This is a genomic window from Bradyrhizobium sp. WCU1 (assembly GCF_053474805.1).
Genome location: NZ_CM130280.1, coordinates 1328545 through 1346344, shown reverse-complemented (window position 1 = coordinate 1346344; position 17800 = coordinate 1328545). Strand labels below are relative to the sequence as shown.

General features: G+C 65.6%; 10 protein-coding genes and 1 pseudogene. 9 read left to right on the top strand and 2 right to left on the bottom strand.

Annotated features, from left to right (window positions below; translation table 11 throughout):
* Positions 1-226: 226 nt before the first annotated feature.
* The 7 genes from ACTUWL_RS06100 (at position 227) to ACTUWL_RS06070 (ending at position 11759) form a co-directional block, all read left to right on the top strand.
* Positions 227-2650 carry a CaiB/BaiF CoA transferase family protein gene (locus ACTUWL_RS06100; protein WP_021077419.1) on the top strand — a complete coding sequence of 808 codons (2424 nt, stop codon included), beginning with the start codon at positions 227-229 and terminating at the stop codon, positions 2648-2650.
* Positions 2650-3726, top strand: coding sequence for an ABC transporter ATP-binding protein (locus ACTUWL_RS06095; RefSeq protein ID WP_021077418.1), 1077 nt, complete (start codon positions 2650-2652; stop codon positions 3724-3726). The genes ACTUWL_RS06100 and ACTUWL_RS06095 overlap by 1 nt, the downstream gene beginning before the upstream one ends.
* Positions 3723-4742: an ABC transporter ATP-binding protein gene (locus tag ACTUWL_RS06090; RefSeq protein ID WP_021077417.1), complete on the top strand. Its 1020-nt coding sequence runs from the start codon at positions 3723-3725 to the stop codon at positions 4740-4742. Before ACTUWL_RS06095 ends, ACTUWL_RS06090 begins: the two co-directional genes overlap by 4 nt.
* On the top strand, positions 4739-6286 hold the full coding sequence (locus tag ACTUWL_RS06085) for an ABC transporter substrate-binding protein (RefSeq protein WP_021077416.1): 1548 nt from the start codon (positions 4739-4741) through the stop codon (positions 6284-6286). Before ACTUWL_RS06090 ends, ACTUWL_RS06085 begins: the two co-directional genes overlap by 4 nt.
* Positions 6287-6388: 102 nt before the next feature.
* Positions 6389-7345, top strand: coding sequence for an ABC transporter permease (locus ACTUWL_RS06080; protein ID WP_021077415.1), 957 nt, complete (start codon positions 6389-6391; stop codon positions 7343-7345).
* Positions 7342-8226 (top strand): ABC transporter permease, encoded by an 885-nt coding sequence (locus tag ACTUWL_RS06075; RefSeq protein ID WP_021077414.1) that lies wholly within the window; start codon positions 7342-7344, stop codon positions 8224-8226. The genes ACTUWL_RS06080 and ACTUWL_RS06075 overlap by 4 nt, the downstream gene beginning before the upstream one ends.
* Before the next feature lie 230 nt (positions 8227-8456).
* On the top strand, positions 8457-11759 hold the full coding sequence (locus tag ACTUWL_RS06070) for an acetyl-CoA carboxylase family protein (protein WP_021077413.1): 3303 nt from the start codon (positions 8457-8459) through the stop codon (positions 11757-11759).
* Positions 11760-11800: 41 nt separating this feature from the next.
* On the opposite strand, the pseudogene ACTUWL_RS06065 reads toward ACTUWL_RS06070, so the two are convergent.
* A pseudogene (locus tag ACTUWL_RS06065) lies at positions 11801-12790 on the bottom strand (IS30 family transposase); the annotation flags it as partial.
* Positions 12791-12979: 189 nt separating this feature from the next.
* Positions 12980-14614 (bottom strand): flavin-containing monooxygenase, encoded by a 1635-nt coding sequence (locus tag ACTUWL_RS06060; protein WP_021080717.1) that lies wholly within the window; start codon positions 14612-14614, stop codon positions 12980-12982.
* A gap of 229 nt (positions 14615-14843) precedes the next feature.
* Between ACTUWL_RS06060 and ACTUWL_RS06055 the strand changes: the two genes are divergently transcribed.
* Together ACTUWL_RS06055 and ACTUWL_RS06050 are read left to right on the top strand one after the other, a co-directional pair.
* The gene (locus tag ACTUWL_RS06055; RefSeq protein ID WP_021080718.1) at positions 14844-16067 is read left to right on the top strand and encodes a cytochrome P450; all 1224 of its coding nucleotides are present in this window, start codon (positions 14844-14846) and stop codon (positions 16065-16067) included.
* A 124-nt stretch (positions 16068-16191) separates the two neighbouring features.
* Positions 16192-17793: a GMC family oxidoreductase gene (locus tag ACTUWL_RS06050; protein ID WP_021080719.1), complete on the top strand. Its 1602-nt coding sequence runs from the start codon at positions 16192-16194 to the stop codon at positions 17791-17793.
* Positions 17794-17800 lie beyond the last annotated feature (7 nt).

Here is a 17800-nt window from a genome sequence, read left to right as displayed (position 1 = left end):
GTTGATGGTTGAAGGGAGCACAATAGCGGATCGAGCAATGCGTCAACCGCACGGCGGCAGACCGTCAACGCACGCTTGCTGCAAAGTGCTGCGGCAATCCAGCGAATTCCGTCAAGCGGAAGAAAATTCCACTTGCATCACACAGTCGGCGCGGCTTCAAGTTCAAGCAACAAGAAACTGAATCAGCCGATGTCATCGGCTGGTCATTTTGTCGCGAGGAAGCGTGATGGGCGCGTTGTCGCATCTGCGGATTGTCGAGATCGGAAGCGCGGCGGCGACGAGCTATTGCGCGCGGCTGTTCGCGGATTTCGGCGCCGATGTGCAGAAGGTCGAACCGCAGGCGGGCGATCCGCTTCGCCGCACCGCGCCGCTGACGCCGCAAGGGCACAGCGCGTGGTTCGCGTTTCTCAACTTCAACAAATCGAGCGTCGTCCTCGCGCAGCGCGATGCATCGCGCCTGCACGAGCTGATCGCAGGCTGCGACATTTTGCTCGACGGGCGCGGCGTCGCTGCGGCCGATTGTCCCGACATCGATCTCGATACGATCAGGCGCGACAATCCGGGGCTGATCCATCTCGACCTCGCCTGGTTCGGCGATCGCGGACCCTATGCCGATTTCGCCGCGACCGATTCCACGATCCGCGCGCTGACCGGACTCGTGAAGCTGGTCGGACCCGAGCAGGGGCCGCCGATGCACGCGCCGGACTTCCAGGTCGGCATCCTGGGCGGGCTGTGGGGCTTCATCGCGGCAGCCGCATCGGTGCTCGGCCGCATGCAGGACGGGCGCGGGCGCGAAAGCCATCTCAGCCTGTTCGAAGCCTCTATCGCGGTCACCGAATACATCATGTTCGAGGCGTTCCAGCGCGGCGACATCATGCGGCGGATCGGGGTCAACCGGTTCTGGCCGACTTTTCCGGTCGGCATCTACGAGACGAGGCAAGGCTGGCTCGGCGTCACCACGGTGACCCCGGCGCAGTGGCGCGCGTTCTGCGAAATGCTCGGGCTGAATGAATTGCGCGACGATCCGACGCTGGTCATGGGCGTCGACCGGTTGCAACGCGTCGCCGAGATCGAAGGCAAGATCCTGCCGAAGCTGAAGCAGCGCACCGCGCAGGAATGGTTCACCGAGGGTCTCAAGCGCAAGATCCCGATCGTGCCGGTGCCGGAGATATCGGACCTCATCGCCGACGAGGAGAAGCGCGCCCGCGGCGCCATCGTGCCGATCGCGGTCGGCAACGAGGCTGGTTTCAGCGCCGGCACGATGCAGCGGCTGACGGCAACGCCGCCGCGGCGCGGTGGCCGCGTGCCCGATATCGGCGAGCAGCAGGCGAGGCTCGAGGCCGCGCCGCGCCTGCCCACGCCGAAGCCGGCTCCGACCATTCGGTTGCCGCTCGAAGGCATCCGCGTCGTCGATTTCTCGATGGGCTGGGCCGGACCGATCTGTACCCGCACGCTCGCCGATCTCGGCGCCGACGTCATCAAGATCGAGGCGACGCAGTATCCGGACTGGTGGCGCGGCGTTGATCGGCGCCCGGCCTATGTGCTGGAGCAGATGTACGAGAAGTCGGTGCGCTACTGCATCATGAACCGCAACAAGCGCGGCATCACGCTCGACCTGACCCGGCCGAAGGGGCTGGCACTTGCAAAGCGGCTGCTCGCCGATGCCGACCTCGTGGTCGACAATTATTCGGTCGAGGTGCTGCCCAAGCTTGGGCTCGGTTACGACGTGCTGAGCAAGATCAATCCGAAGCTCGTGATGATGTCGATGTCGGCATTCGGCGCCGGCAGCGTGCATCGCGATTGCCGGGCCTATGGATCGACCCTTGAGCAAGGCTCGGGCCTGCCGAGCGTGGTCGGCGATGCCGGCGGGCCGCCGGTCATGAGCCATACCGCGTTCGGTGACGCCGTCGGCGGCCTCAATGGCGCCGTCGCGGTGCTGACCGCGCTGATCCACGCCAAACTCACGGGGCAGGGCCAGTTCATCGATCTCGCCCAGATCGAATGCATGATGCCGTTCGCAGCGCCCTGGATCGTCGCGCATTCGATCGACGGCAAGCAGCCTTCGAAATACGGCAACCGCCATCCGGATTTCGTGCCGCATGGCTGCTTCCGCTGCAATGGCGAGGACAACTGGATCGTGGTCGCGGTCTCCGACGACGCGATGTGGCTCAAACTTGCGCGACTGCTCGGCCGCGAGGATTGGGCGGCAGACCAAAAGCTCAGGACTGCCGCGGGCCGTCGTGCCATCGAGGCCGAGATCGAGGCTGCGATCACGGCCTGGACCTCCGCGCGCGATGCCGATGCGGCGATGGCCGCGCTGCAATCCGCTGGTGTTGCATCCGGCGTGGCGCGGCTGCCGATCGATCTGTTGAAGGATCCGCAGCTCCACGCCCGCGGCTTCATCCAGCAGGTCGACCGCGCCTTCATCGGACGGCATCCGCAGCCATCGATGCCGTTCCGTGAAGGCGACGCGCCGTTCGCGATCCGCTCGGTGCCGCCGACGCTCGGCGAGCACAACCGGGAAATTCTTGGCGGCATGCTCGGCCTGTCCGACGCCGAGCTCGAGGAGCTCAGCCGCGATGGCATCATCGGCACCGAGATGCTGATGGAGGAGCAGCTGGTGAAAGAGAAGAAGCGGGCGGCGGGCTGATGGGAGCAGCGCCACCGGCACAGCGCAAGGCGGAGGGCGCGCGCGATGGCGTGCGGCCGCTGCTGTCCGTGCGCGGGCTCGGCATCCGTTTCAGGACCGCGCAAGGCATCTGGCAGGCGACGCGCGGAATCGACTTCGACGTCGCGCCCGGCGAGCGCATCGGCATCGTCGGCGAGAGCGGCTGCGGCAAGACCATCACCGGGCTGTCGATCCTGCGCCTGTTGCCGGGCAATTTCGCCGGGCTCGACGGCAAGATCCTGTTCGACGGCATCGATCTGGCGTCCTGCAGCGCGCGGCAGATGCGCGCCATCCGCGGCAAGCGCATCGCGATGATCTTCCAGGAGCCCATGAGCGCGCTCGACCCGGTGTTCACCGTCGGCCACCAGATCGCCGAGACGCTGCGCGTGCATAGCGATGTTTCCTATGAGGAGGCGCGTACGAAGACGCTGGAGATGCTTCGCCGGGTCGGTATCGCCTCGCCGGAGCGGCGGATCGACGATTACCCGCACCAACTCTCTGGCGGCATGCGCCAGCGCGTGATGATCGCAGCCAGCCTGATCTGCGGGCCGCAGCTCTTGATCGCGGACGAGCCGACCACCGCGCTCGACGTCACCGTGCAGGCGCAGATCCTCGAACTGCTGCGTGACATCAGCGAGACCTCGAAGACCGCGCTGATGCTGATCACCCACGATCTCGGCGTCGTCGCCGAGACCTGCACGCGGATGATCACGATGTATGCCGGCGAGGTGATCGAGGATGCCACCGTCGACGAGGCGCTGGTGCGACCGCTGCATCCCTATACGTCGGGCCTGTTGCGCTCGCTGCCGCATTTGAGCCCGCGTCACGGCCGGCTGCCGTCGATCCGGGGCCGGGTGCCGTCGATATCAGAGATGCCGGCCGGCTGCCGCTTCCGCGCCCGTTGCGCGCATGCGGCCAAAGGCTGCGAGGCCGAGCAAAAGCTGCAGGATGCCGGCGGCGGCAGAAGAGTGCGCTGCCATCGCTTTGCCGAGCTCAATCTGCCAGGTGCACTGCATCCGCCGGATGCGCAGGTTGCCGCGAAGGTCGCGACGCAATGACCGCAGCTTCAGAACAGCGCCGCGACGCCATCGTCTCGGTGCGCGACCTCCAGGTCCGCTTCCAGACCTCGGACCGCCGCGCCACCGTGAAGGCGGTCGACGGCGTCAATTTCGACGTCCGTCGCGGCGAGACTTTCGGCATCATCGGCGAGTCCGGTTCGGGCAAGACCACGATCGGCCGCGCGCTGGTGTTCCTGCTGAAGCCCAGCGCCGGCTCGATCCTGCACGACGGCATCGATCCGCTGGCGCTGTCGCGCGGACAATTCCAGCACCATCGCCGCGATTACCAGATCATCTTCCAGGATCCGAACGCGGCGCTGAACCCGCGCATGACCATCCTCGCCTCGGTGCTGGAGCCGCTGGAGCTCGCCCGTATCGGCGACCGCGCCGCGCGCGAGCGGCAGGCGCGGGAAGCGCTGGAGCGCGTCGGGCTGCCGCAGGAGTTCGGCGAGCGCTATCCGCACCAGCTGTCCGGCGGCCAGAAGCAGCGCGTGGTGATCGCCCGCGCGTTGACCTTGAAGCCGAAACTGATCGTCTGCGACGAGGTGGTGGCGGCGCTAGACATGTCGATCCGCGGCGACGTGCTCAATCTGTTCGCTGATCTGCAGCGCGATCTCGGGCTGACCTACGTCTTCATCACCCATGATCTCGCGGTGGTGTCGCATATCAGCGAGCGCGTCGCGGTGATGTATCTCGGCCAGTTCGTCGAGCTCGGCCCGACCGGGGAGGTCGCCGAGCGGCCGCTGCATCCCTACACCATCGCGCTGCTCTCGGCCGAGCCGCGGCCGCTGCCGTCGTCGATGCGGCAGGAGAGCCGGATCGTGCTGCAAGGCGAGGTGCCGAGCCCGATCGATCCGCCGTCGGGTTGTCGTTTCCGCACCCGCTGCCCGCATGCGCAGCCGCTCTGCACCGAGCGCGTGCCGGAATGGCGCGAGCTGAAGCCCGATCACTGGGTGGCCTGCCATTTCGCCGACCGCCCGATTTTTTCGAACAACGTACCGGAGACAACGCCATGACGATGACGACCCGACGCGAGGCCATGGCGCTGATCTCGGCTGCGCTGGCGGGCACCACGCTCGGCGGCCGCGCATTCGCGCAAGCCGCGCCGAAGAAGGGCGGCACGTTGCGGATCTCCGCGCCGGCCAATCCGTCGAGCCTCGATCCCGCCACCGGCGGCGCCGGCTCCGACCACGCCTTCCTGTTCACGATGTACGACACGCTGGTCGAATGGGAATTCGAGACGCTGAAGCCGAAGCCGGGGCTTGCCGAGAGCTGGAAGTTCACCGATCCCAATACGCTGGTGCTCAACATCCGCTCCGGCGTCACCTTCCATGACGGCACGCCGCTCGATGCGGAGGCCGTCAAGTTCAACCTCGATCGCAACCGGAGCGATGCGAAGTCGAACATCAAGGCCGATCTGCTCTCGGTCGACGCGGTCGTGGTCACCGGGCCGCAGCAGGTGACGCTGAAGCTGAAAACGCCGGACACCGCGCTGCCTGGCATCCTCTCCGATCGCGCCGGCATGATGGTGTCGCCGACGGCCTTGAAGGTGGCCGAGGGCGGCGTCGTGACCCGCAAGCCGGTCGGCGCCGGCGCCTATGCGTTCGTGAGCTGGGCCGACGGCGAGAAGATCGTGGTCAAGCGCAACGAGAAATACTGGAAGCCGAACCGGCCGTATCCCGACGGCATCGAATTCTCGATCATTCCAGAACTCACCACCGGCGCGCGTTCGGTCTCCGCGAGCCAGAACGATCTGATCTATCAGCTGCCGCCGCGGCAGAAGGCGATCATCGAGCGTGCCTCGAGCGTCAAGGTGGTGCACGGCCCGACACTCTACGTGTTCCAGATCTTCCTCAACTGGGCGAAGCCGCCGTTCGACAACGTCAAGGTCCGCCAGGCGCTGAACTTCGCGATCGACCGCGAAGCCTTCGCCAAGGCCGCGCTCGCCGGCCTCGCCGAGCCGGCCTACATGAACCTGCCCAAGTCGCACTGGGCCTATGATGCCGAGGTCGCAAAACTTTATCCTTACGATCCGGACAAGGCGCGCAAGCTGCTCGCCGAAGCCGGCTTCAAGGAGGGCACCGCGATCGAGATCGGCGGCTACACCGATCAGGATTCGGTGCAGCGCGAAGAAATCCTGATCGAGCAATTGCGCAAGGCCGGTATCAACGTGAAGTTCGTCAACGGCACGGTCGCGGAAGCGTCTGCGGCCTTCTTCGGTGCGGAGAAGAAGGGGGCCGGGTTGCTCTCGGCCTGGACCGGACGGCCCGACCCGAGCCTGACCTATTCGCTGATGTTCACCAAGGACGCCTATTATAATGCCGGCCGCGCGCCGGTCCCGCCGGAGCTCGAGGCCGCGATCAAGGAGTCGCGCGCGTCCGAAGATATCGAGGTCAGGCGCAAGGCGTTCTCAACCGTGCAGCGGCTGGTCATGGAGAATGCCTTGGTGGTGCCGCTGGCGTTCCAGTTCGAGCTGGTCGCCATGAACAAGAAGGTGCAGGGCTATCGGCCCAACCTGCTCGGCAAGCCGAAATACGACGACGTCTGGCTGGAAAGCTAGCATGATCCGGAAAAGTGCGAAGCGGTTTTCCGAAAATGATCATGCTCAAAAAAGGAGCTAAAGCACGATGATGTTCCATCATAATTTCATCGTGCTTTAGCGATGGCGCGACGGTCACCGGTCAAGGTCATCGGCAGCCGCCTGTTGCAGGCGCTGCCCGTGATACTGCTTGCGACCCTGATGGTGTTCGCGCTGCTCAAGCTGGTGCCCGGCGACATCGCCGTGACCCTGGCGGGCGACAACGCCACCGATGCGCGGATCACCGAGATCAGGCAGCTCTACGGCCTCGACCGGCCGTTCCTGGTGCAATATGGCGCCTGGCTCGGCCATGTCGTGCAGGGCGATCTCTCGCAATCGCTGCTGACCGGCGAGAAGGTCGCCGATTCCATCGGCCGCGCCTTCCCGAACACGCTGCTGATCGTCGTGATCGCGCTGCTGCTGGCGCTGTTGACCGGCATCCCGATGGGCGTGATCGCCGCGATCAAGCCGAATGGCTGGATCGACAAGCTGATCAGCATGATCGCCTCGCTCGGCGTCGCCGTGCCCGGCTTCTGGCTCGCGATGATACTGGTGGCGGAGTTCTCGCTGAAGCTGAACTGGCTGCCGGCGACCGGCGCGAAATCCTTCAGCGTCTCGCCGATCGATGCGATCAGGCACGCGCTGCTGCCGGGGATTGCGATCGCAGCCTACGGCATGGCGGAGGTGGCGCGCCAGCTGCGCGGCGCGTTGCTCGAGGTGCTGTCGTCGCAATATGTCCGCACCCTGCACGCCAAGGGCCTGTCGATGTCCCGCATCCTCTGGCAGCACGGTTTGAAGAATGTCGGCGTCAACCTGCTCACGATCATCAGTCTGCTGGTCAACCGCATGCTGGCGGCGACCGTCGTGATTGAGGCGGTGTTCGCGATCCCCGGCCTCGGCAGCCTGATCGTGCGCGGCGCGATTCAGCGCGATTTCCCGATCGTGCAGGGCGTCGTCTTCACCATGGTGGTGGTGGTAATCGCGGTCAATCTGATTACCGACCTCTTGTGCGCCGCGGTCGATCCGAGGATCGAGCAATGACCGACACGGCGCTCGCATCCCTCAAAGCACCGGCCAAGCCGTCCCGGCTGCGGCGTTTGCTGCGCTGGCTCGCCGGCGATCTCAGAGCCGCGCTGTCGATCCTGGTGCTATCGGTGCTCGTCATCGTCGCGATCGGCGCGCCTTGGATTGCGCCCTATGCGCCGACCGCGCAGGACGTCAACAACATGCTGGCACCGCCGGGACAACTGCATCTGCTTGGGACCGACGATCTCGGCCGCGATGTGTTCTCGCGCCTGATCTACGGCGCGCCGGCGACCGTCTACGCCAGCCTGCTCGCGGTCGGCGTTGCGGTCCTGATCGGGCTGCCGGTCGGCCTGATCGCCGGCTATTTTGGTGGCTGGATCGACGACGTCGTCAGCCGCATCATCGACACCTTCCTGTCATTCCCGGCCATCGTGCTGGCGATCGCGGTCACCGGCGCGCTCGGCATCGGGCTCACCAACGGCATGATCGCGATCGGCATCACGATGTTTCCGGCACTGGCGCGCATCGTCCGCGCCCGCACGCTGATTGTGCGGCAAGAGCTCTATGTCGATGCGTCCAGAGGCTTCGGCGCGCCGACCTGGCACATCCTGTGGCGCCACGTGCTGCCGAACACCTTGCAGCCGGTCATCGTGCAGGTGACATTGCTGCTGGCTGCCGCGCTGCTCGCGGAGGCCAGTCTGTCGTTTCTCGGCCTAGGCATCCAGCCGCCGGATCCGAGCTGGGGCGCCATGCTGGCGCGTGCCTATCAATATATGGAAATTGCGCCTGAGCAGATGTATGCGCCGGGCCTTGCCATTCTCGTCGTCTCACTGGCGTTCAACGCGCTGGGCGAATCCTTGCGTGTCGTGCTCGATCCGACCATGAAGGATCGCTAGCTGTGCAATTGTTTACGGGCTGCCGCGACCTGTTCACCTCGCCCCGCTTGCGGGGAGAGGTCGAAATTTGCACGCAGCGCGAATTTCGGGTGAGGGGGACTGTCCGCGAGTTCGCTTGTGGAGACTCGCTCTCACCCGAACCCTACGCTTCGCTTCGGCTTCGACCTCTCCCCGCGAGCGGGGCGAGGTGAAGAAGATTATCGGTCGCCCAAGAGACGCACGGAACCACCATGTCCTTCAAGAAATTGCTGATTGCCAACCGCGGTGAGATCGCGATCCGGATTGCCCGCGCCGCCGCCGATAGCGGCCTTGCCACGGTCGCGATCTATCCCGCCGATGATGCGGCTTCGCTGCATGTCCGCTCGGCCGACGAGGCGCGGGAAATCCCCGGGCGTGGCGCGCGGGCCTATCTGGACATCGAGGCCGTGATCGCGGCGGCCAAGGCCGCCGGCTGCGACGCGTTGCATCCGGGCTATGGTTTCCTCAGCGAGAACACCCAGCTTGCCCGGCGCTGCGCCGAGGAGAAGATCACTTTCGTCGGCCCGTCGCCCGAAGCGCTCGATCTGTTCGGCGACAAGGCCAAGGCGAAGGAATTGGGGAAAACATGCGGCGTGCCGATCATCGCCGGCACCTCGGGCGCAACCTCACTCGACGAAGCTAAGGCGTTCTTCGCCTCCCTCGGCACGAACGCCGCCGTGATGATCAAGGCGATCGCCGGCGGCGGTGGCCGCGGCATGCGCGTGGTCGAGGACTTGGCCAAGCTCGACGAAGCCTATGCGCGCTGCCAGTCCGAGGCCAAGGCGGCGTTCGGCAGCGATGCTGTGTATGTCGAGCGGCTGATCCGCAAGGCCCGCCATATCGAGGTGCAGATCATCGGCGACCGCCACGGCGCGATCAGTCATCTCTGGGAGCGCGAATGCACCATCCAGCGCCGCAACCAGAAGCTCATCGAAGTGGCGCCGAGCCCGTCCCTGAGCGAGAGCCTGCGGGCGCGCATCATCGAGGCCGCAAAGCAGCTCGCGACCGCCGCGCGCTACGACAATCTCGGTACCTTCGAATTCCTGGTCGATGACGAAGCCGGCGAAGGCGAGGGCGCCTTCGCCTTCATCGAGGCCAATCCGCGGCTCCAGGTCGAGCACACCGTCACCGAGGCCGTGCTCGGCGTCGATCTCGTGCGTTCGCAGCTCGCGGTCGCGGCCGGCGCCACGCTGGCCTCGCTTGGCCTCGCGCAATCGGCCGTGCCGCTGCCGCGCGGCTATGCGATGCAGATTCGCGTCAATATGGAGGTGATGGACGAGAAGGGGCTGACGAAGCCGACCGGGGGCACGCTCAGCGTGTTCGACCTGCCGTCCGGGCCCGGCGTCCGGGTCGATACGTTCGGCTATTCCGGCTACCGGACCAGCGCCGCGTTCGACTCGCTGCTGGCAAAAGTCATCGTGCATTCGCCGAGCCCGAAATGGACCGACGTGGTGCACAAGGCGGCGCGCACCTTGCGGGAATTCCGCATCGGCGGCGTCGCCACCAACATCCCCTTGCTCGGCGCCATCCTGGTGCATCAGAGCTTTGCCCGGAACAAGATCAGCACCAACTTCATCGATACCCACGTGGCGGCGTTGGTCGGCGCCGCGAAGGAACATGCCGCGCCGCTGCTCGAGGTGAGCGAGGCGGCCGCGACGAAGGCCGTTGTCATCGAAGCCGCCCCGGAAGGATCGCTCCCGGTACCCGCGCCGCTGCAGGGCACGATCGTGGCGATCGAGGTCGCGGAAGGTGATCTGGTGCGACCCGGCCAGCAGATTGCGGTGCTGGAATCGATGAAGATGGAGCATCTGGTCGCAGCACCGCATGGCGGCCGGGTGACGAAGATCGCGGGCGGCGTCGGCGTCACGTTGATGCATGGCGATCCGATCCTGTATCTCGAGCCGGCCGAGGTCGATGGCCATCACGCGGCGGAAGAGGCCGCGATCGATCTCGATCACATCCGTCCCGATCTCGCCGAGCTGATCGCGCGCAAGGCGATCACGCTGGACGAGAATCGTCCGGCTTCGGTAGAGCGCCGCCGCAAGACCAACCAGCGCACCGCGCGCGAGAACATCGCGCAGCTGGTCGATGAGGGCTCGTTCGTCGAATACGGTTCGCTCGCGATCGCGGCCCAGCGTCGCCGCCGCAAGGTCGAGGACCTGATCAAGAACACCCCGGCCGACGGTCTGATCGCGGGCGTCGCCACCGTCAATGCGGGGCATTTCGGTCCCGAAGGCGCGCGCTGCATGGTGATCTCCTACGATTACACCGTGCTGGCCGGCACCCAGGGCCATATGAACCACAAGAAGATCGACCGCATGCTGTCGCTGACCGAGCAGTGGCGGCTTCCGCTGGTGTTCTACGCCGAGGGCGGCGGCGGCCGTCCCGGCGATACCGACCGGCTCGGCATGACCGGCCTCGACGGTCCGTCCTTCGTGCAGTTCGCAAAACTCTCGGGACTGGTGCCGGTGGTCGGCGTGGTCTCGGGCTATTGCTTCGCCGGCAACGCCGCGATGCTCGGCGTCTGCGACGTCATCATCGCCACCAAAAATGCCTCGATCGGCATGGGCGGCCCGGCGATGATCGAGGGCGGCGGGCTCGGCGTCTATCATCCGGCCGAGGTCGGCCCGGTTTCCTTCCAGTCGCCGAACGGCGTGATCGACATCCTGGTCGAGGACGAGGAAGAGGCCACGGCGGTGGCGCAGAAATATCTGTCCTACTTCCAGGGCGCCGTCGCCGACTGGAAGGCGCCGGACCAGCGGCTGCTGCGCCGCGCGATTCCGGAGAACCGTCTTCGGGTCTACGACATCCGCAATGTCATCGACCTGATCGCGGACGAAGACTCTGTGCTGGAGATCCGGCGCGATTTCGGCGTCGGCATGATCACCGCCTTCATCCGCATCGAAGGCAAGCCGTTCGGCCTGATCGCCAACAATCCGAAGCACCTCGGCGGCGCGATCGATGCGCCGGCCGGCGACAAGGCCGCGCGCTTCATGCAGCTGTGCGATGCGTTCGATATCCCGATCGTCTCGCTGTGCGACACGCCGGGCTTCATGGTTGGGCCCGAGGCCGAGAAGACTGCGATCGTGCGCCATGTCGCGCGGATGTTCGTCACCGGCGCCAGCATCACGGTGCCGCTGTTCGGCATCGTGCTGCGCAAGGGCTACGGCCTCGGCGCGCAGTCGATGATCGGCGGCGGCTTCCACGCTTCGTTCTTCACGGTGGCGTGGCCGACCGGCGAGTTCGGCGGCATGGGCCTCGAGGGCTATGTCCGGCTCGGCTTCCGCAAGGAGATGGAGGCGATCGAGGACCCGGTCGAGCGCGAGAAGTATTTCCAGACCAAGGTCGCCGAGCTCTACGCCAACGGCAAGGCGGTCTCGATCGCCTCGGTGCTTGAGATCGACGAGGTGATCGATCCCGCCGACACGCGACACTGGATCATGGCCGGCCTGCGCTCGGTGCCGAAGCCGGAGCCGCGCGCGACGCGGAAGCGGCCGTGTATTGATGCGTGGTGATGGCAGTTGAATATTCGGTGTCGTCCTGGCGAAAGCCAGGAGGTGGATTCACACTCGAAGTGCAACACTTGAGCAGCAAAGACCTCTGCCGGGGTCCTGAAGTCAAGGCATTTGCGCGGGGTGTTGTTGTAGGCGGCGATGGACTTGCGCAGGCGGCGGGTTGGCAGCTTTTCGAGGTCGGTGTTGCGCGGGATGAAGCGGCGCATGCGGCCGATGGCGTTCTCGATGCCCCCTTTTTGCCAGGGGGCGTGGGGATCGCAGAAGTACGTCTTGATCAAGAGGCTTTGCAAGGCAAGGTGAGATGCGAACTCGGTGCCGTTGTCGAAGGTGACGGTCTGGCGGATCGGCTGTGGCAGGACCTCGAACAGGCGTACGAGATGGTGAGCGACGCCGGAGGCGAGCTTGCTTGCGAGGGGGACGCCGAGCAACAGGCGGGAGGTGCGCTCATGCACGGCCAGGATCTGCTGACCGTATTTGGAGAACATCATGAGGTCGGCCTCCCAATGGCCCGGGGTCTTGCGATCGGCGACCTCGACGGGGCGCAGATCCAGCGAAACACGGCCTTCGATGAAGCTTGCGGGACTGCCGCCCCGCTTGCCGCGGCGACCGCGCTTGCTCTTGCCGCGCGGCAGGTAGCGCCGCCAGCTGAAGTCCGAGGTGCGGGTGAGCTGGGCATAAATGAAGCGGTAGATGCTCTCATAGGAGATCACCTTGCGGCCGTGCTCGCGAGCCAGCCGGCCGGCGACCTGCTCGGGCGACCAGCCCCGGCCAAGACGTTCCAACACCGCACGGCGCAGGCCGGGCTCCCGTTCGAGGCGAGAGCCCGTCCAGCGCCGCGCTCGCATCTGTTGCTGGGCATAGCTGGGCTTGTAGCCGACCTGAACGCCAGAATTACGGTTCAGCTCCCGAGAGATCGTTGATGGCGGGCGATCCAAAGCTGCCGCGATTTGCCGGATCGAGCTGCCACCGGCCGAAAGCCTGGCAATCTCGCATCGCTCCTCCAGGGAGAGCTGCTTGTAAGTCCGCCCCATGGCAACACCTCCAGTTGGAAGTGTTGCACTTCGTTTGTGAACTCAGGGGACCCATGACCCCAAATCTCTTTTGTTGTGCGACGCTGGGGCCGCTGTCTTGTTCACCACCGGAATGCGGTGGTTATGGGTCCTGGCTTTCGCCAGGACGACGGCGGTGGGTGGAGCGGGCGCCTCGCGCTACCGAGAGACCTACCCCAGCTTCAACTCCGCATACCCTGTCGCGGCCACCTCATCGCACCGCGCCCGGTACGCCGGCGCGCTGCCGCTGTAGCGGGCGACGATGCGCCTCTGCTTGCCCTCGACGTTGCGGTTGATGCCGGTCATCCAGGAATCGACCTCGTTGGAGAGCAGGCCGACGCCGAGTGCCTTGACATGATCGGTCCAGCCGGCGGTGCCTTCGGGCGTGGCGTCGAGGAAGGTCAGGCCTTTCTGCTGCGCGAAGCGGAGCAGGCCGGTGACCCAATCGACGCTGTATTCGATGCTGCGCGGGATGTTGCCGAGCGCGGTGTGCGGGCCCATCAGCATCATCATGTTGGGGAAGCCGTCGACCATCAGGCCGAGATAGGTTTCCGGCCCGTGCGTCCATTTTTCCTTCAGCCGGGCGCCATGCGCGCCGCGGAAATCGATCTTGTCGAAGCTGCCGGTGATGGCATCGAAGCCGGTGGCGTAGATGATGATGTCGAAGGCGTAGTCCTTCTCGGTCGTCCGGATGCCCTCCGGCGTGATCCGCTCGATCGGCGTTTCCTTGATGTCGACCAACTCGACATTGTCGCGGTTGTAGACCTCGTAATAGAAGGTCTCGAGCGGCAGCCGCCGGGTGCCGAAACCGTGGTTCTTCGGGATCAGTTTCTCGGCCACCGCCTGGTTCTTGACGCGCTCGCGGATCTTGCGCGCGACGAAATCGCTGATCGTGGCATTCGCCGCACGATCGATCAGGATATCCTTGAAATTGCCCTGCCAGATGCCGAAGCCCCGCTCGCCATAGAGCTTCTCGTAGAACGCCTCGCGCTCCTCGTCGCTCACCTCGAACGCGCCGCGCGGATCGGGCGTATGCACGAAGCAGGCGAAGGTTTCCTTGCAGCGGGCAAAGATCTCGCCATAGCCGGCCTTGATCCTGGCTTGCGTCTCCGCGTCGATCTTGCCGTTGTGCAGCGGCGCCGCCCAGTTGGCGGTGCGCTGGAACACGGTGAGGTGGCCGACCTCGCCGGCGATGGTCTGGATGGTCTGGATGCCGGTGGCGCCGGTGCCGATCACGGCGACGCGCTTGCCGGTGAAATCCACTTTCTCCTTCGGCCAGCGCGCGGTGTGAAACGATTGCCCCTTGAAATCGTCGATGCCCGCGATCCGCGGCAGGGTCGGGGTCGACAGCGGACCGATCGCGGTGATCAGGAAGCGGCAGCTGTGCTGCGCGCCGCTCTCCAGCGTGATCCGCCAGCTCCGCGTCTCGTCCTGGTAGATCGCCGACGTGACGCGGCTCGCGAACTGGATGTCGCGGCGCAGATCGAACTTGTCGGCGACATAGTTGCAGTAGCGCAGGGTTTCGGGCTGACCGGCGAAATGCTCCGACCATTCCCATTCCTGCAAGAGCTCCTTCGAGAACGAATAGCCGTAGGAATAGCTTTCGGAATCGAACCGCGCGCCGGGATACCGGTTCCAGTACCAGGTGCCGCCGACGCCGGTGCCCGCCTCGAATACGCGCGCGCTGAGGCCGAGCTCGCGCAGCCGGTAGAGCTGATACATGCCGGACAGGCCGGCGCCGATGATGATGACGTCGTAATCCAGCGCAGCCGTCTCGGGGCTGTTGTCCGGGCGCGATGCGGCCACCTGTCGTTGCTCCCTGGGTTGATTGCCGGCAAGGCTAGCCGGTCTTCCTGTCGCCGACAAACATCGCAGAGCGGGGCTGCCATCGGGATTTGCGGAGGGCTCCCTGCCCGCGCGCATTCCGCGCCGCGGACTGTCCGCCCCGCGGCTTTACTCGGCCGCGGGATACCCGCTATCGTCGGGTGGATAAGATCGCCCGCCAAGCGGCGACGGAACCAGCGGGAGTGAGGCGATGGGAGAGGCGCTGCGCAGGCCGACGTCGACAGATGTCAGCAACCCCTGGCTTTATCAGGACGACACCTGGCGGCCGCTGTTCGCGCAACTGCGTCGCGACGATCCCGTGCATTATTGCGAGACGTCGGCTTACGGCCCGTATTGGTCGGTGACGCGCTACGACGACATCTTCGCCGTCGAGCTGGATCACCAGAACTATTCCTCGGCCTCTGAGCTCGGCGGTATCCAGGTCGCTGACCAGCCGAAGGGGCAGGAGCGGCCGAGCTTCATCCGCATGGATCCGCCCGGCCACACCGCGCAGCGCCGCACGGTGGCGCCGATCGTGGCGCCGTCGAACCTCGCCAATCTCGAGGCCCTGATCCGCCAGCGCACGGCCACCGTGCTCGATGCGCTGCCGCGCAACGAGACCTTCGACTGGGCCGAGCGGGTCTCGGTCGACCTCACCAACATGATGCTGGCGACGCTGTTCGATTTTCCCGCGGAAGATCGCGCCAAGCTGACCTGGTGGTCGGATGTCGCGATCGCCAACATCGATTCGCCCGACGCGGTGGTGCATTCGGAGGCCGAACGCAATGCCGAGCTGATCAAGATGGGAGAAGCTTTCCGCAAGCTATGGGACGCCCGGATCGATGCGCCTCCGACCTTCGACCTGATCTCGATGCTGGCGCATTCGGAAGCGACGCGGAATCTGGATGCGCGCGAGTTCATCGGCACGATCGGGCTCCTGATCGTCGGCGGCAACGACACCACGCGCAACTCGATGTCAGCGGGGCTGATGGCGCTGTGCGAGAATCCGGAGCAGTTCGAGCTGGTCCGCGCCCGACGCGAATTGATCCCGAACCTGGTGTCCGAGACCATCCGCTACCACACGCCGGTGCTGCACATGCGCCGCACCGCGCGCAACGATGTCGAGCTTGCCGGCCGTCAGATCAAGAAGGGCGACAAGGTGGTGATGTGGTACATCTCCGGCAACCGCGACGAGGACAAGATCGAGCGCGCCGACGAATTCATCATCGACCGCGCCAAGCCGCGCCAGCATCTCGCCTTCGGCGCCGGCGTGCATCGCTGCGTCGGCGATCGCCTGGCCGAACAGCAACTCCGCATCCTCTGGGAGGAGGTTCTGGCGCGCGATCTGCGTTTTGAGATTATGGGCCCGCCGCAAAGGCTCTATTCCAATTTCATCCGCGGTATACGAAGCTTGCCGGTGAGAATCGTCAATTGAGCCGCATCACCAGCCGTCATTGCGAGCGAAGCGAAGCAATCCATGTCGCCACATGGGGAGAGGTGGATTGCTTCGTCGCTGTCGCTCCTCGCAATGACGAAAGAGGACATGCCAAGGAACAAGAATGAAGAACGATCCCGTTGACGTCCTGATCATCGGCGCCGGCGCATCCGGCGCGGCGGTGGCCTGGAGCCTTGCCGATACCAAGATGCACATCCTCTGCCTCGATCAGGGCGGCTGGATGAATCCGGCCGAATATCCGAGCACCGGGCGCGACTGGGAGGCGAAATTCTACGGCGAGTGGTCGTCCAGCCCGAATGTCCGCAAGCGGCCCGAGGACTACCCGATCAACGACGACAATTCGCCGATCAAGGTCGTCAACTTCAATGCCGTCGGCGGCTCGACCGTGATGTACACCGCGCACTGGCCGCGGCTGCATCCGTCCGACTTCAAGGTGAAGACGCTCGACGGCGTCGCCGACGACTGGCCGATCGATTACGACGCGCTGACGCCGTTCTTCGAGGAGAACGACCGCATGATGGGCGTCTCGGGCCTGTCGGGCGACCCGCTGTCGCCGCTGAGCCACCCGCCGATGCCGCCGCAGCCGCTCGGGCTGTCCGGCCCGCTGCTCGGCAAGGCCCTGAACAAGCTCGGCTGGCACTGGTGGCCGTCGGACACCACGGTCGCGACGATGGATTACGAGGGCAGGGCGCGCTGCATCAATCTCGGCCATTGCACGCCGGCCTGCGCGCAGGGCGCCAAGGCCTCGACCGACATCACCTATTGGCCGCATGCGATCCGCGCCGGCGTCGAGCTGAAAACCCATTGCCGGGTGCGCGAGATCCTGACCAACGAGCAGGGCATGGCCTCCGGCGTCGTCTATTACGACAAGGACGGCGTCGAGCAATTCCAGCCGGCCGAGGTCGTGATCATCGCCTGCAACGGCGTCGGCACGCCGCGGCTGCTGCTCAATTCGGTGTCGGGGAAATTCCCCAACGGCCTCGCCAACTCGTCCGGCCTGGTCGGCAAGAATTTGATGTTCCATCCCTATGCGCAGGTCTACGGCTTCGTGAAGGAGCCGACCGACAGCAACCGCGCGCCGCCGACCTGCCTGTGGAGCAAGGAGTTCTACGACACCGATCTGTCGCGCGGCTTCGTCCGCGGCTACGGCATCCAGTTCGGCCGCGGCGCCGGGCCGGTGTTCGAGGCGGTCGCGAGCGAGCAGAAGGGCATCCTGCCCTGGGGCAAGGACCATCACCGCGTGTTCCGAAGGCTGAACGGGCATCGCCTCGCGGTCTCCGCGATCTGCGAGGACCTGCCGGAGGAGCACAACCGCGTCACGCTCGATCCCGTGCTGAAGGACAGCCACGGCATCCCCGCGCCGAAGATCGACTACACGATCTCGGCCAACAGCCGCAAGATGATGGACCATGCGCTGGCGCGCGGCCGCGAGGTCCTCGATGCCGCCGGCGCCACCGACATCTGCATCAACGATCCGATCCCGTGGGGCGGCTGGCACCTGCTCGGCACCGCGCGGATGGGCACCGATCCGGCGCGCTCCGTGGTCAACGAATGGGGCCGCTCGCATGACGTGAAGAACCTGTTCATCGTCGACGGCAGCATCTTCGTCACCTCGGGCGGCGTGAACCCGACCTCCACCATCCAGGCCCTCGCGCTCTACATCGCCGACCAGATGAAGCAGCGCCTCGCCAACCTGTTCGATTGAGACCGTC